Source organism: Azoarcus sp. DD4 (genome assembly GCF_006496635.1).
Taxonomy (GTDB): Bacteria; Pseudomonadota; Gammaproteobacteria; order Burkholderiales; family Rhodocyclaceae; genus Azoarcus.
The window spans coordinates 837,953-852,911 of record NZ_CP022958.1; the positions used below are offsets into that span (position 1 = coordinate 837,953).

Here is a 14,959-nt window from a genome sequence, read left to right on the forward strand (position 1 = left end):
GGAGCGTTGCCTGTGGCCGGAGCCTGCCCGATCGGACGCCTGGAGAGGTAGAATCCTGCGTCTGTCCCGAAGAGTGTCCGGAGTCCTGCAATGCCCCAATACCGTTCCCGCACTTCCACCGCCGGCCGCAACATGGCGGGCGCCCGCGCCCTGTGGCGCGCCACCGGCATGAAGGACGGCGACTTCGAGAAGCCGATCATCGCGATCGCCAACAGCTTCACGCAGTTCGTGCCCGGCCACGTGCATCTGAAGGATCTCGGTCAGCTCGTCGCGCGCGAGATCGAGGCGGCCGGTGGCGTCGCCAAGGAATTCAACACCATCGCGGTCGATGACGGCATCGCCATGGGCCATGGCGGCATGCTCTACTCGCTGCCCTCGCGCGAACTCATCGCAGACAGCGTCGAGTACATGGTCAACGCCCACACGGCCGATGCGCTGGTGTGCATCTCCAACTGCGACAAGATCACTCCGGGGATGCTGATGGCCGCGCTGCGCCTCAACATCCCGACCATCTTCGTGTCGGGCGGCCCGATGGAAGCCGGCAAGGTCAAGTGGGAAGCGAAGGTCATCCCGCTCGACCTGGTCGACGCCATGGTCAAGGCGGCCGACAAGAACTGCTCCGATGAAGAAGTCGACGCCATCGAGCGTTCCGCCTGTCCGACCTGCGGCTCCTGCTCCGGCATGTTCACCGCCAACTCGATGAACTGCCTGACCGAAGCGCTGGGCCTGTCGTTGCCGGGCAACGGCACCACGCTCGCCACCCATGCCGACCGCGAACGCCTGTTCCGCGAGGCCGGCCAGCGTATCGTCGGCCTGGCCAAGCGCTATTACGAGCAGGATGACGCCTCGGTGCTGCCACGCTCGGTCGCAAGCTTCGCGGCGTTCGAGAATGCGATCAGCCTCGACGTGGCGATGGGCGGTTCCACCAATACCGTGCTGCACCTGCTGGCCGCGGCACGCGAGGCCGGCGTCGACTTCTCCATGAAGGACATCGACCGCATCTCCCGCCGCGTGCCCTGCCTGTGCAAGGTGGCGCCGGCGGTGCAGGACGTGCACATCGAGGACGTCCACCGCGCCGGCGGCATCATGGGCATCCTTGGCGAGCTCGACCGCGCCGGCCTCATCAACCGCGAAGTGCCCACGGTGCACAGCAAGACGCTGGGCGAGGCGCTGAGCCGCTGGGACATCATGCAGGCGCACGACAAGGCGGTGTTCGACTTCTTCCTCGCCGCGCCCGGCGGCGTGCCCACCCAGGTGGCATTCAGTCAGAACCGCCGCTGGAACGAACTCGACATGGACCGCGCCAAGGGCGTGATCCGCAACAAAGCCAACGCCTTCAGCCAGGACGGCGGGCTGGCCGTGCTCTACGGCAACATCGCCGAGAAGGGCTGCATCGTGAAGACTGCTGGCGTCGATGAGTCGATCTGGAAATTCACCGGCAAGGCACGGGTTTACGAAAGCCAGGAAGACGCGGTCGCGGGCATTCTCGGCGAACAGGTGCAGGCCGGCGACGTGGTCATCATCCGCTACGAAGGCCCGAAGGGCGGCCCTGGCATGCAGGAAATGCTTTACCCGACTTCCTACCTGAAGAGCCGTGGCCTGGGCAAGGAATGCGCGCTGCTGACCGACGGCCGCTTCTCGGGCGGCACCTCCGGCCTGTCGATCGGCCATGCCTCGCCGGAAGCGGCAATGGGCGGAGCGATCGCGCTGGTCGAGGACGGCGACACCATCGAGATCGACATCCCCAACCGTCGCATCGCGCTGGCAGTGCCGGATGCCGAACTCGCCCGCCGTCGCGCAGCAATGGACGCCAAGGGCAGTGCGGCGTGGAAGCCGGTCAAGCGCGAGCGCGTGGTGTCGGCTGCGCTGCAGGCCTATGCGGCGCTGACCACTTCGGCCGACACCGGTGCCGTGCGTGACGTCACCCAGGTGCAGCGCTGAGCATGCGAAATGCGCGGACGGCAGCATGTCGCTGTCGTCCGCCGGCGCGCGCTTCAGCGCGTATTGACCGCATCCTGCGGGGCCCTCTACCATCGGTGCCATGGACGACGAACTGACTCCCGAACTGACCCGGCTCGAAGCGCAGCTCGAGCAGCTGATCAGCCTCTACGCCGGGCTCAAGGCCGAGAATCGCGACCTGCGTGCGCGGGTGGTGAAGCTCGAAGCCGACAATCACGTCCTGGCGGACAAGGTCAAGCTTGCCGCCGACAAGCTCGAAACCTTGCTCGACCAGTTGCCGGAAGCCTGAGGAGGCCAGCATGGAAGCGCTCGACATCACGCTGCTCGGCAAGGAATACCGGGTGGCGTGCGCCCCTGAAAACCGCGAGGCACTGCTCGCTGCGGCTGTTTTCCTCGACGGAAAACTGGTCGAAGTGGCCGACAAGACCCGCTCGTCCGGCGAGAAGCTGGCCGTCATGACGGCGCTGAATATCGCCCACGAATTTCTCCTTCATCAACGCGGAAACGGGTTTGACATGCCGGCCGCGAAGCGTAGAATCGAACTCATGAAAGCGCGCTTGGACGGGGTGCTGGCCCAACAGGAAAAGCTGTTCTGACGCGGGTTCCGCGTTGATTGGGCTGGTTGCCAGGCACGTAAGATCAATCCCCTGCAGTGTTCGTCGAAGTCGTAGATTCCTTGAACCAATGTCGAGAGACTTGGTTGCGGACCATAGACACCGCTGGTGTGCATGCCCCTAGCCGGGTGAGCCTGAGGCGGAAGGAAAGCGACCTCCCTGAACCCTAGGTTCAGGATGCCCGACGGAGACGGCACAGGCGGGGGGCCAAACAGCAAAAGGCACGGCATACGCCGTGCCTTTTGCGTTGACGGTGGTCATCCGCGCGTACCGGAAGCGAGCGGCCGCCGTCCGGGAGACGGCGATGCGCTACTGGCTGATGAAATCCGAACCCGACGACGTGTCGATCGACGATCTGGCGCGGCGGCCGGATGCAACGGTGCCGTGGTACGGCGTGCGCAACTACCAGGCGCGCAACCTGATGCGTGACCAGATGAGCGTGGGCGACGCGGTGTTCTTCTATCATTCGAGCTGCCCGCAGCCGGGCATCGCCGGCATTGCACGGGTAGTGAGCGCAGCCTACCCGGATGCGACGCAGTTCGATGCTGCCAGCCCCTATTTCGACCCCAAGGCGACCCGCGAGTCGCCGCGCTGGCTCAATGTCGACGTCCGGTTCGTGCGCAAGACGCGACTGGTCGCGCTGGCCGAGTTGCGCGCCCGCCCGGAACTGGCCAACATGCGCGTCCTGGCACGCGCCAACCGGCTGTCGATCACTCCGGTCGATCCGGCCGAATGGCATTTCATCACCCGGGAATTGATGGGACTCGAAGACGATGGCATTTGATGTTTGGTGGCTGGCCTATCCGGTGCTCGGCGCCGTGGTCGGTTTCTTCGCCGGCCTGCTCGGCATCGGCGGCGGCGGCATCATGGTGCCGATGCTGACCACGATCTTTCTCGCCCAGGGCTTCCCTCTGGCGCAGGTCGTCCACATGGCGCTCGGCACCTCGATGGCCGCCATCGTGCTGACTTCGATTTCCAGCCTGCGTACCCACCACCGCCATGGCGCGGTGCGCTGGGAGGTCGTGCGAGGGATCACGCCCGGCATCCTGCTCGGCACCTTCGGCGGGACCTTCATTGCCGCGCATGCCGACACTGTAATGCTTGCGGTTTTTTTTGCCATCTTCATGGCCTACGTGTCGCTGCAGATGCTGATCAACGTCAAACCCAAGCCCTCGCGCGATCTGCCCGGCGTGTTCGGCATGGGGGCGGCCGGCGTCGGCATCGGCGGTGTGTCGGCGCTGGTGGCCATAGGCGGCGGTTCTTTGTCAGTGCCCTTCATGACCTGGTGCAACGTCAAGGTCCAGCATGCGATCGGTACGTCGGCGGCGATCGGCCTGCCGATCGCGCTGGCCGGTACCGCTGGCTACCTGATCAATGGCTGGAGCGTCGGCGGGCTGCCGGCCTATTCGGTGGGTTTCGTCTACCTGCCGGCACTGGTGCTGGTCAGCGTGGTGAGCTATCTGACCGCACCGATCGGCGCCGGGCTGGCTCATCGCCTGCCGGTGGCTACGCTGAAGAAGATCTTCGCCGGCGTGCTGATCCTGCTTTGCGTGAAGATGCTCTACAACATCTTCAACTGACCGACCATCGTCCTGCGCCAAGGCATGGCGCGATGTTTGCTGGGTTGCTCGGGCCCCGCCCGGCCGGGCGGGCCAACCGACTCCGTCCAGCGCCATGACCGAAAATCCGCACGACCTGCTCGAAACGCTTGCCGCCGACATCCTGACGCTGACCGAAGATGTCGACGCAGCCGGCCTTGCCCGCAGCCGCCTGACGCGCGGCGAAACCGTCAAACGCCTGTGCCGCATGGCGGCAATCGCGACAACGTTGCCCGCGGCCGCACGCACGGCCCTGCCCGAGGTGGATTGGGCGCGCTGGTCCAGCCTCGGCGAGGAGCTCGCCGCCGACCGCGTCGGCCCGATTGCATTGTGGGAAGCGGCGCGTGACTTCACCACCGACACCCTGCAGTGGCTGCGCGTTTACCGCGAGGCCAATCCGCACTGGTTCCGCGCGGCCGGCGAAACGACGGGCGCCTGACAGCCTGGCGACATTGTCGTAAAACCGACAAGACGAGGCGGCGCTCAGGCCAGCCTTCTCCATCCAGCGTCCGGCTGACGGCCTGGCCTCCTGCTTGCTAATGAAAGCCAGGAGGTCATCAATGCAAACCAAACTGGACTGGTCCGCCTACGACAACGCTGGCATGGGCGACCCTTTCGGCGGCGATCCCTTTGGCGCCGCCTTCGCAGCCACAGCGTCGCCGCCGTCCGGCGGTTTCGGCAAGGCGGTGGCGCTGTGTACCGGCAATCGGGCCTGTCTGCGCACCGATACCCCGGGGGTGATGTGTCCCAGCTTCCGTGCCACCGACGATCCGCTACATTCCACCCGCGGCCGTATCGAGGCACTCGAGGCGATGCTGGCTGCCGGGGCCGACGACATCGACTTCGCGGACCCCGGGCTGGCAGAGGCGATGGCCCTGTGCCTGTCGTGCAAGGGGTGCAAGCGCGAGTGCCCGAACGGTGTCGACATGGCGCTGCTGCGCGCCGAGTACCTTGCCCAGCGCAACGTACGCGAAGGCGTGCCGCGCGGCGCGCGGCTGCTGGCCTCGGCCACCGACTGGGTCGCTGCCTGGCCGTGGCTGGGTGCGCTGGTGGCCCTGCGCAACCGCATCCCGTTGCTGGCGGCGCTGGGCGAGCGCTGGTTCGGCATTGCGCGCGGCCGTCGCCTGCCCGAGCCTGCCGCACGGCCATTTGCGCCGGCGCCTGGCGGCGATGGTGATCCCGGCGCGCAGGGCAGGACGGTCGCGCTGCTGGTCGACAGTTTCAGCCGCAACTTCGAGCCGGCTATCGCGGAGGCGGCCGTCGCGGTGCTGCAAGCGGCCGGCTACCGGGTACAGATCCTGCAGCCGGCGGCCGATGACGGCGATCCGCGCCGGCCGTTGTGCTGTGGACGAACCAAGCTCTCCTTCGGCCTGGTGGACGAGGCGCGAGCGGAAGCGCGGCGGATGATGGCGGCGCTTCAGCCCGCGATCGCCGCGCGCCTGCCGGTGGTCGGTCTGGAGCCTTCCTGTCTCTACATGCTGAAGGATGAGTACTTCAGCCTCGGTTTGGGCGACGCGGTCGGTCGTCTGGCCGGACAGGTCTTCCTGTTCGAGGAGTTTCTCGCGCGCGAACACGCGGCCGGCCGCCTGAAGCTGGCCTTGAAGCCGCTGGCGATGCCGCCGGCGCTGGTGCACGGCCACTGTCACCAGAAGGCCTACGGGGGCATGCCGGCCGTCAGCACTGTGCTAGGCCTGATTCCGGGCTTCGCGCACAGCGTTGTCGAATCCGGCTGTTGCGGCATGGCGGGGAGCTTCGGTTTGCAGGCCGACACGCAGACGGTGTCCAGGCGCCTGGCCGAGGCCGCCTTGTTGCCGGCCGTGCGTGCGGCGGCAGCCACCGCGCCGGTGCTGGCGGACGGTTTCTCCTGCCGTCACCAGATCCGTGACGGCGCCGGTCGTCAGCCGCTGCATGTTGCCCAGTTGCTGCAACAGGCGCTGGCTTGAGCAACCGGTTTTTCCGTGCCTTGCGCCAGGTCAACATCGCGGCGGGAAGTGGCGTGGAAAATGCTTTGAAGAAAGTAAGTGGGTCAATCTGGTGAGGAATCCGACAATGCTTGCGAATTCAATCTCTATCGAATCCGGTGCAGCGGGCGAGGACAGACTCTCGGTAGTCGTGCAGTGCATGCAGGAGGGCGACCGGCCAGCGGCTTGCGTGGCCTTCGGCGACTTCCGTGCGACGCTGCGTGAAACCCTGCAGGATGCCGACCTCGGCGGTGTGCTGCGCGATACGCTGACCGCATTCTCGCAAAGCCTGGGCGCCGCCGATACGGCGCGTTGCTCGGGTCTGGCCGGTGGCCTGCGCGAGCAACTGCGTGCGCATTTTCCCAAGCAGGCGGACAGGCTGCTGCGCTTCTGCTGAAACGGCTGCAACGCGCCGGTGGCTGACCGGCGCGGCCGGCTATCTGGCTGGCGCCAGCGCTTCGACCAGACTGCGCGTATTGTGGCGCATCAGCGTGAGGTAGTCCGGCGCCGGGCCGTCGGGGGCGGAGAGCGCATCGGAGTAAAGTGTGCCGCCTATGCGGGCACCGCTCTCCGAGCGGATGCGTTCGATCAGGCGCGGATCGGCGATATTCTCCATGAAGACAGCCGGCGCCTTTTCCGCTTTCAGTTGCCGTATCAGCCGCGCCACGCCCTGTGCGGTCGGCTCGGCGTTGTTCGACACGCCTACCGGTGCGAGGAAGCGCAGGCCGTAGGCGCGGGCGAAGTAGTCAAAGGCGTCGTGCGAACTCACGACCTTGCGCCGTTCCGCCGGCAGGGTGGCGATGGCGGCACGTACTTCGGCGTCGAGCGCCTTCAGTGTCGCGCGGTAGCGGTCGGCATTGGCCCGATAGCTGGCAGCACCGGCGGGATCGGCTGCGGCGAGCGCCTCGGCAATGTTGCTGACATAGCGCTGGGCATTGCCGGCATCCTGCCAGGCGTGCGGGTCGACCGCGTGACGATCATGCCCGTGACTGTCGTCGTGGGCGTCGCCCGCCATTTCCATGGTGCTCACCCCCTTGCTGGCGATGGCCACCTCGCCGCGGTAGCCGCCGGAGCGCGCCAGCCGGATCAGCCAGTCGTCGAAGCCGAGGCCGTTGGCGACCACCAGCGTGGCGCTGCCGATCCGGCGGGCGTCGGACGGGCGGGCCTGAAAGGCGTGGGTATCGCCGTCGCTGCCGACCAGGGCGTGGACGGTGACGCGCTCGCCGCCGACCTGGCGGATGAAATCGCCGAGAATGCTGAAACTGGTGACGACTTCGACAGCTGCGGCCTGCACGGCCGTTGCGCCGAGCGTCAGCGCGGCAAACAGCAAAGCGTGCAGCGGCGCGAACAGCGTGCGGCGGAGCAGGTCTGGCGTGCGCGGCATCGTGGATTCCGGAGTTCGGTCAGGTCAGGATTCGAGGTGGCGTCGTACCGGCAGGCGGCCGGCCAGCAGGCCGCCCGGTGCCGCGATCAGCGAGGCGAAATAGGCGAGCCCGCAGATCAGCACGATGGCCGGGCCGGCAGGAACGTCGCCGTGGAAGGACAGCAGCAGGCCACCCAGGCCGCTGCCGAAGGCGATCAGGATGGCTACCGCCAGCATCGTAGAGAGCTTGCGTGCCCATAGCCGGGCCGCGGCTGATGGCAGGATCATGATGCCGACCGCCATCAGCGTACCGAGCGCATGAAAGCCTGCCACCAGATTGAGTACCACCAGCACCAGGAATCCGTAATGCGCCACCGGCGACAGTCGGCTGACCGCGCGCAGGAAGGAGGGGTCGAAGCACTCCAGCACCAGCGGCCGGAACAGCAGCGCAAGGCCGAACAGGGTGGCGGTGGCGATGCCCGCGATCAGCGTCAGCGAGCCGTCGTCCAGTGCCAGTACCGAGCCGAACAGCACATGCAGCAGGTCGAGGTTCTTGCCGCGCAGCGACACGATCATCACCCCGGCGGCAAGCGACAGCAGGTAGAACGCGGCGAGGCTGGCGTCTTCCTTCAGCACCGAGGCGCGCGTGACTGCGCCGGCGGCAAACACCACCACCAGACCGGCGACGATTCCGCCGACCGTCATCGCGCCCAGTGACAGGCCGAAGGCGAGGTAGCCAAGCGCCGCACCGGGCAGGATGGCATGGCTCATCGCGTCGCCCATCAGGCTCATGCGCCGTAGCAGCAGAAAGGCGCCGACCGGCGTCGCGCCCAGCGCCAGCGCCAGGCAGCCGGCGAGCGCGCGGCGCATGAAGCCGAAATCGGCAAAGGGGCTGACGAGGTAGTCGCCCACCAGCGAAAAGAGGCTCATCGCATTGTCTCCGCCGTGTCCTCGACATGGCACTCGGGCGCATAGTCGTCGAAGGCCTCCGACAGGCGACGGGCGCGGGCGAGGCGTTCGTTGGTCAGCACATCCGCCGTCGGCCCGTAGGCGACGAGTTCGCGCGCCAGCAGCAGACAGGTGGGGAAGTGGCGGCGGACCTGTTCGTAATCGTGCACCACGGTGAGCACGCAACGGCCCTGCGCATGCCAGTCGAGGATGAGCCGCACCAGATCGCCAACGGTGCGGGCGTCGATCGCGGCGAAAGGCTCGTCGAGCAGGATGATGGGCGCATCCTGCAGGATCAGGCGGGCAAAGCGGGCGCGTTGCAGCTGGCCGCCCGACAGCGAACCGATCGAGCGCGCTTCGAAGCCGACCAGCCCGACAGCGGTGAGGGCGGCCTCCACCCGGCGCCGTTGCGCCGGCTTGAGCCCACCAAAGGCGCCGATCTCGTGCCACAGGCCCATCGCCACCATGTCGAACACCGACACCGGAAAACTGTGGTCCATCTCGCTGCGCTGCGGCATGTAGGCGATGCCCTGGCGGCCGACGGTGGGCAGATGGATGTGCCCGCCGATCGGGCGCAGTTCGCCCGCCAGGCCTTTCAGCAAGGTCGATTTTCCTGCGCCGTTGGGGCCAACGACAGCAACCAGCGCGCCCGGCGCGATCTCCACCGAAACGTGGTGGACGGCCGGATGGCGCTCGTAGCCGAGCGTGAGGTTGTCGAGGCGGATCAACGCGGGCGGGGCGGGGTGCATGTCAGGCCAGCGCCCAGCCTACTGCCAGCCACAGCAGGGCGCTTGCGCCCGCGGCGACCGCCAGGCGTACGCCGGCTCCGGCCCCCAGCGGACCTCCCGACGGCAGCGGCTGAATGTGTTGATGGCCGCCGTGGTGGGCGTGATGGTCGCCATGGCTGTGAGTGTGTCGTGACATATAGGGTCGGTAAGCGCCTTGCAGATGCAGTCCGGTTGCAGTGTGGCCCGTTTGCGTCACTCGTTGTCGTCGTGCAGCGGCGGTTCCGGTTCGCGGCCGCAGGCGGCGCAGGCGCCGTGCAGCACCAGCTCGGCACGGTCCAGTCGGTAGCCTTCCGGCAGTGCGACAGCGAAGGCCGGCTGCAGGCTTTCGAGGCAGACCACCTGACCGCAGCGGTCGCAGTGGAAATGCGCATGTCGATGGCCGTCCGCCCGCAGCATTTCGAAGCGCCAGGCACGGTCGCTGCCGGCGATGCGGCGGGCGATGCCTTGCTCCACCAGCCATTCGAGCGCCCGGTACAGCGTTACCCGGTCGTGCGGAATGGCGGCGTCGTCGAGCGCGTGGCCGAGTTCATCGTGCGACAGGGGGTGGCTGCTGGCCTGCAGAGTCTCGATCACCGCGACCCGGGTGCGGGTGACCCGGCCACCATGGGCAGCGATCAGCTCGCGCGGTGAAGCGGCGCCATGCGTGGGCTGTACCAGGCGGCGCGTCGAGTTGGCGCCATTGCGCGGCGCGAAGCGCGAAGGGGTACGCACAGGGGCTCCCGGTCGGCGTGGAAACTGCAACAGTGTAGCATTAATGTGCGCCGCAGGCGCAGCCGGGCGGCCTGCCGGGTTCAGGCGCCGATCAGTGAGGCGAATTCGCGATGGAGCAGGCCGGCGTCGCCGAGGTTGAGCTCGAGCAGGCGGCGCAGGTGGGTGATGCTGTCCAGATCGATGTCGCGACAGACCAAGCCGATGTGGCCGTCTTCGGTGTGGGCGATGTCGCCTTCCATGCGCACCGTGGCCTCGTCGTCCAGGCGCAGTTCGAGCAGGCAGCGCTCCCCCAGCGGTGGAACGGCCGGCAGGCTGGCGGCTACCAACGCCCCTTTCAGTGACAGATCGCAGACCGTACAGGCGTATTCGTCGTCGCCGATCAACAGTGCGGCGCTGCCCTGGAAGCGGATGCGGGAGAAGTGGCGTTGTTCGGGAGTCATCGTCGTCTCCGGCGTGAAAGTGGGTGCCGGTCTCATTCTGGAAGCCGGTCCCGCGCGCTGCAAGCGCGGAAAGCCGGCGCAAGTGCAAACAGAGTCACGCTGGCGCGGCGGACTGCGTGCGACAATTCGTAACGTTTTGCCCATGACCGCATCCTGGGCAAGCCGGCTTCCCCATGTCCTGAGCTGCGTCCGACGGTACCGCACAGGCGAGCGGGTGTCATTCCGGGATCGGATGCGGGTCCGCTGACATCACGCCCCGACCGGCGTGCAGCGGTTTAATTTGTCTGTTTGAGGTGTGCCTGTCGGTGGCTGAAGGATCGGTAACGGATTTTTCCCCGGAAACGGCGACGCGCCCGTCGGCCGCAGCCGGCGGTGCTGCGGAGGGGACGGGAGGCGGGCACGGCCGCCATGATCTACTCGAATGCCTGTTGCTGGCGGCGCGGGCCCACGGCGTTGCGATGACGCGTGATGCCGTACTGGCGGGGCTGCCGGTGGGCGACGAGGGATTGACGCCCGCCTTGTTCGGGCGTGCCGCCAAGCGCGCCGGGCTTACCAGTCAGATCGTGCGCCGCCCCCTCGAGCAGCTCAACGATGCGCTGCTGCCCACCATTCTGCTGCTCGACGGCGAACATGCCTGCCTGCTGGTCGGCTGGAACGCGGAACGGAGTCGCGCGCAGGTTGTCTTTCCCGAGCTCGGCGAGGCGGTGGTCGACATGGCGCGGGCCGATCTGCTCGACCGCTACGCCGGCCATGCCATCCACGTCAGGCCGCAGGTGCATTTCGATGCGCGTACGCCGGTGGTACGGGCGGCTCGCGGCCATCACTGGTTCTGGGGCGTGATCGCCGAGAGCCGTACGCTCTACCGCGACGTACTGCTGGCAGCCTTCATGATCAACGTGTTTGCGCTCGGCATGCCGTTGTTCACCATGAACGTCTACGACCGCGTGGTGCCCAACAACGCGGTCGAGACCTTGTGGGTGCTGGCGGCCGGCGTGCTGGTGGTACTGATCGGCGACGTGGTGCTGCGCACGCTGCGCGGTTATTTCGTCGACCTCGCCGGCAACCGTGCGGACGTCAAGATCTCCGCCCACATCATGGAGCGGGTGCTGGGCATGCGCATGGAAGAGCGGCCGCCTTCGGCCGGTTCCTTCGCGGCCAATCTGCGCGCCTTCGAATCGGTGCGCGACTTCATCGGCTCGGCCACCGTGGTCTCCTTCATCGACGTGCCGTTCGCGCTGGTCTTCCTGGTGGTGATCGCGTGGATTGCGCCCCTGCTGCTGCTGCCCTTCGTCGTCGGCGTGGCGCTGGTGCTGCTCTATGCGCTCAGCGTGCAGGGACGCATGCACGAGCTGTCAGAGATGACCTATCGCGCCGGTGCTCAGCGCAACGCCACGCTGGTCGAAGGGCTGGTCGGCCTGGAAACCGTGAAGGCGCTCGGCGCCGAGGCACCCATCCAGCGCAAGTGGGAGAAGAGCGCGGCCCTGCTGGCGCGGGTGGCGGCGCAGTTGCGCCTGCTGTCGGCGACGGCGACCAACGGCACGATGATGATGCAGCAGATCGTGAACGTGGGCATGATCGTGCTCGGCGTCTATCTGATCGGCCGCAACGAGCTTTCGATGGGCGGCCTGGTGGCCTGCTACATGCTGTCCTCGCGGGCGATGGCGCCGATCGGCCAGGTCGCCGGCCTGCTCATCCAGTATCACAACGCGTCGACTGCGCTCGAATCGCTCGACCAGATGATGCAGCGCGAAGTCGAGCGGCCCGAGGGCAGTACCTTCATCACCCGCGGCAGCTTCCAGGGCGAAATCGAGTTCCGCGACGTCGGTTTCACCTACCCGGGCCAGCAGACCGAGGCCTTGCGCGGCGTGTCCTTCCGCATCCGTCCAGGCGAGCGGGTCGGCGTGCTCGGCCGCGTCGGCTCGGGCAAGACCACGCTGGAGAAGCTGATCCTCGGCCTGTACCGGCCGACCGCCGGGGCGGTGCTGATCGACGGCATCGACCTGCGTCAGCTCGATCCGGCCGAACTGCGCCGCCACATCGGTTATGTGCAGCAGGACGTCACCCTGTTCTACGGCACGCTGCGCGAGAACCTCACCATGGGTGCGCCGCTTGCCGAGGACGCCGACGTGATTCGCGCCGCCGAGGTGGCCGGCATCATCGACTTCGTCAATGCCCATCCGCAGGGCTTCGACATGCTGATCGGCGAGCGCGGCGAATCGTTGTCGGGCGGGCAGCGTCAGGGTGTGGCAATCGCGCGGGCGGTGATCAACGATCCGCCCATCCTGTTGCTCGACGAACCGACCGCGTCCATGGATCACTCCAGCGAGGACGGCGTCAAGCGCCGGCTCGGTGCCTTTGCCCATGACAAGACCATGATCGTGATCACCCATCGCACCTCGTTGCTCGACCTGGTCGACCGCGTCATCGTCGTCGATGGCGGGCGCATCGTCGCCGACGGGCCGAAGGCGCAGGTGGTCGAAGCCCTGCGCCAGGGGCGCATCGGGAGGGCAGGCTGATGGCCGGCTTCGAGCAAGGGGTGTTCCGGCGCGTCGGTGGGCTCGCCACGCGCTTTTCCGGCGTGGGCAACAGTCTGTTCGGCGGCATGCTGGCGCGGTTGTCGAAAATCGAGCGCGACGACAGCCTGGACTGGGCGAGCGATGCCGACTGGGCGCGCCTGCAGCAGGAGCCGCTGCGTGCCCGGGCCATGCTGCGGGTGACGGCGGTGGTGGTGGTGCTGCTGCTGGGCTGGGCGGCGATCGCCAAGGTCGACGAGGTTACGCGTGGCGAGGCCAAGGTGATCCCGTCGAGCCAGCTGCAGATCATCCAGTCGGTCGACGGCGGCGTAGTCGAGACCATCGCCGTGCGCGAGGGGCAGGTGGTCGAGGCCGGCGAGTTGCTGCTCAAGGTCGATCCGACCCGTTTCATGTCGTCACTGCTGGAAAACCGCGCCGAGTACCTCGCGCTCGAGGCCAAGCGCATCCGGCTCGAGGCGCTTACCCAGGCTACGCCTTTCGTGGTGCCGCCCGAACTGGCGGCAGAGGCCCGCGAGATCGTCGACCACGAGCGCCGGCTCTATGAGTCCAGCCGCGCCGAGATGGAGGCTCAGCAGTCGATTGCCCGCGACCAGCTGCGCCAGCGCGAGCAGGAGCTGAACGAGGTCCGCGCGCGTAACGAGAACGCCACCCGCGCCTACGAACTGGTGCAGCAGGAACTCAAGGTCACCAAGCCGCTGGCCACCTCCGGTGCCGTATCCGAGGTGGAGTTGCTGCGGCTGGAGCGCGACGTCGCCCGCCTGCGCGGCGAGCGCGAGCAGAGCGCGGCGCAGATTTCGCGCATCCAGTCGGCGATTGCCGAGTCGACGCGCAAGATCCAGGAAATCGAGCTCAACGTTCGCAATCAGCTGCGCAATGAGCTGTCCGACACCATGGCCCGCCTGGGCAGCCTGACCCAGGGCAGCCGGATGCTGGCCGACCGCGTCAAGCATGCCGAAATCCGTTCGCCCATGCGGGGCACGGTCAAGCGCCTGCTGGTCAATACCGTCGGCGGTGTGGTGCAGCCGGGCAAGGAAGTGGTCGAGATCGTGCCGCTCGACGACGCGCTGATCCTGGAGGCGCAGGTGAAGCCCAGCGACATCGCCTTCCTGCGCCCCGGGCAGGACGCCCTGGTGAAGTTCTCGGCCTACGATTTTTCGATCTACGGCGGTCTGGAGGCTGAAGTCGAGCAGATTTCTGCCGATACAGTGGTTGACGCCAAGGGCGGCGCCTTTTACGTCGTCCGCGTCCGTACGCGGGAATCGTCGCTGGGTGAGAACCTGCCCATCATCCCCGGCATGGTGGCCGAGGTGGACATCCTCACCGGCAAGAAGACCATTCTTTCCTACCTGCTCAAGCCTGTGCTTCGGGCCAAGGCCAACGCATTGTCAGAACGATGAAACGACACATCTTTATCACCCGCAATTCGTTTTCTTCGCCGCGCTGGGCGGAGGCCTTCCCCGATGCGATGGTGGTGTCCGCCGCAGCTCACACCGCCGTGGGCGCCGACGATGTCGTGTGGCTCAGTGCCGAGCTGCCTGACTGGCGCGCGAGGATAGGCGACCTGGTGGAGACGGCAGGCTGCCAGGTGGTGGTGCTGTCGCTGCAGCCGGACCAGGGTGAGGCGCTGGCGGCGCTTGAGCTGGGCGCGCGCGGCTATGTTCATGCGCTGGCGACGCCGACGCTGCTGCGCGAGATCGAAACCGTGGTGACGCATGGCGGCCTGTGGGTCGGCGCTGAATTGATGACGCGCCTGCTCGGCGCCTTGCGTCCGCGCCTGCCGGCGCCGCGCGATGCGGCGCTCGACGCGCTGTCGCCGCGCGAGGTCGAGGTCGCGCAGGCGGTTGCGGCCGGCCTCAGCAACAAGGAGGTCGCGCGCCAGCTCGGCGTCACCGAGCGCACGGTCAAGGCGCACCTCGGCGCTGCCTTCGAAAAGCTGGGCGTGCGCGACCGCCTGCAGCTCGCGCTGCGCATCGGCGCCGGCGGTGAAACCCGTCAGGCCCTGGAAACTCTGTGACGGGTTTCACGACCTGTCCTTTGGTCCAA

At 67.3% G+C, this 14,959-nt stretch carries 17 protein-coding genes and 1 other RNA gene; 12 read left to right on the forward strand and 6 right to left on the reverse strand.

Annotated elements, in window-relative coordinates; all coding sequences use genetic code 11:
* The first annotated feature begins 90 nt into the window (after positions 1-90).
* From ilvD to CJ010_RS04120, 9 genes are all read left to right on the forward strand, one after another.
* Positions 91-1,941: a dihydroxy-acid dehydratase gene (gene ilvD / locus CJ010_RS04080; RefSeq protein WP_141016862.1), complete on the forward strand. Its 1,851-nt coding sequence runs from the start codon at positions 91-93 to the stop codon at positions 1,939-1,941.
* A gap of 100 nt (positions 1,942-2,041) precedes the next feature.
* Entirely contained in the window at positions 2,042-2,248 is a 207-nt protein-coding gene (locus CJ010_RS04085; protein ID WP_371415684.1) for a hypothetical protein, read from the forward strand.
* A gap of 10 nt (positions 2,249-2,258) precedes the next feature.
* Positions 2,259-2,555 carry a cell division protein ZapA gene (locus CJ010_RS04090; protein WP_141016863.1) on the forward strand — a complete coding sequence of 99 codons (297 nt, stop codon included), beginning with the start codon at positions 2,259-2,261 and terminating at the stop codon, positions 2,553-2,555.
* 45 nt (positions 2,556-2,600) lie between these two features.
* Positions 2,601-2,783: non-coding RNA, 6S RNA (gene ssrS / locus CJ010_RS04095), on the forward strand.
* Between the two features lie 94 nt (positions 2,784-2,877).
* Entirely contained in the window at positions 2,878-3,357 is a 480-nt protein-coding gene (locus CJ010_RS04100) for an EVE domain-containing protein (protein ID WP_141016864.1), read from the forward strand.
* A complete protein-coding gene (locus CJ010_RS04105; RefSeq protein WP_141016865.1) occupies positions 3,347-4,153 on the forward strand; it encodes a sulfite exporter TauE/SafE family protein in 807 nt (268 codons plus the stop codon). The genes CJ010_RS04100 and CJ010_RS04105 overlap by 11 nt, the downstream gene beginning before the upstream one ends.
* 94 nt (positions 4,154-4,247) lie before the next feature.
* Complete coding sequence (locus tag CJ010_RS04110) at positions 4,248-4,610, forward strand: hypothetical protein (RefSeq protein ID WP_141016866.1); 363 nt, start codon at positions 4,248-4,250, stop codon at positions 4,608-4,610.
* Between the two features lie 121 nt (positions 4,611-4,731).
* The gene (locus CJ010_RS04115) at positions 4,732-6,114 is read left to right on the forward strand and encodes a (Fe-S)-binding protein (RefSeq protein ID WP_141016867.1); all 1,383 of its coding nucleotides are present in this window, start codon (positions 4,732-4,734) and stop codon (positions 6,112-6,114) included.
* A 106-nt stretch (positions 6,115-6,220) separates the two neighbouring features.
* A complete protein-coding gene (locus CJ010_RS04120) occupies positions 6,221-6,529 on the forward strand; it encodes a hypothetical protein (RefSeq protein ID WP_141016868.1) in 309 nt (102 codons plus the stop codon).
* A 39-nt stretch (positions 6,530-6,568) separates the two neighbouring features.
* Here the strand turns inward: CJ010_RS04120 and CJ010_RS04125 are convergent, their stop codons facing one another.
* The 6 genes from CJ010_RS04125 to CJ010_RS04145 all read right to left on the reverse strand — a co-directional run bounded on the left by CJ010_RS04125 (position 6,569) and on the right by CJ010_RS04145 (position 10,382).
* Positions 6,569-7,516, reverse strand: a complete 948-nt coding sequence (locus CJ010_RS04125) for a metal ABC transporter solute-binding protein, Zn/Mn family (protein WP_141016869.1) — start codon at positions 7,514-7,516, stop codon at positions 6,569-6,571.
* A 24-nt stretch (positions 7,517-7,540) separates the two neighbouring features.
* Positions 7,541-8,425, reverse strand: a complete 885-nt coding sequence (locus CJ010_RS04130; RefSeq protein ID WP_371415685.1) for a metal ABC transporter permease — start codon at positions 8,423-8,425, stop codon at positions 7,541-7,543.
* Positions 8,422-9,192 (reverse strand): metal ABC transporter ATP-binding protein, encoded by a 771-nt coding sequence (locus CJ010_RS04135; protein WP_141016870.1) that lies wholly within the window; start codon positions 9,190-9,192, stop codon positions 8,422-8,424. The genes CJ010_RS04130 and CJ010_RS04135 overlap by 4 nt, the downstream gene beginning before the upstream one ends.
* Before the next feature lies 1 nt (position 9,193).
* On the reverse strand, positions 9,194-9,367 hold the full coding sequence (locus CJ010_RS25105; RefSeq protein WP_168224901.1) for a hypothetical protein: 174 nt from the start codon (positions 9,365-9,367) through the stop codon (positions 9,194-9,196).
* Positions 9,368-9,423: 56 nt separating this feature from the next.
* Positions 9,424-9,888 (reverse strand): Fur family transcriptional regulator, encoded by a 465-nt coding sequence (locus CJ010_RS04140; protein ID WP_141020562.1) that lies wholly within the window; start codon positions 9,886-9,888, stop codon positions 9,424-9,426.
* A 134-nt stretch (positions 9,889-10,022) separates the two neighbouring features.
* Complete coding sequence (locus CJ010_RS04145) at positions 10,023-10,382, reverse strand: PilZ domain-containing protein (protein WP_141016871.1); 360 nt, start codon at positions 10,380-10,382, stop codon at positions 10,023-10,025.
* Between the two features lie 458 nt (positions 10,383-10,840).
* Here CJ010_RS04145 and CJ010_RS04150 point away from each other — a divergent pair, with 458 nt between their 5' ends.
* From CJ010_RS04150 to CJ010_RS04160, 3 genes are read left to right on the forward strand one after another with little or no spacing between them, the layout of a single operon-like run.
* Positions 10,841-12,898, forward strand: coding sequence for a type I secretion system permease/ATPase (locus tag CJ010_RS04150; RefSeq protein WP_240794493.1), 2,058 nt, complete (start codon positions 10,841-10,843; stop codon positions 12,896-12,898).
* Positions 12,898-14,313, forward strand: coding sequence for an HlyD family type I secretion periplasmic adaptor subunit (locus CJ010_RS04155; RefSeq protein ID WP_141016873.1), 1,416 nt, complete (start codon positions 12,898-12,900; stop codon positions 14,311-14,313). Before CJ010_RS04150 ends, CJ010_RS04155 begins: the two co-directional genes overlap by 1 nt.
* Complete coding sequence (locus tag CJ010_RS04160) at positions 14,310-14,930, forward strand: response regulator transcription factor (protein WP_141016874.1); 621 nt, start codon at positions 14,310-14,312, stop codon at positions 14,928-14,930. The genes CJ010_RS04155 and CJ010_RS04160 overlap by 4 nt, the downstream gene beginning before the upstream one ends.
* Positions 14,931-14,959 lie beyond the last annotated feature (29 nt).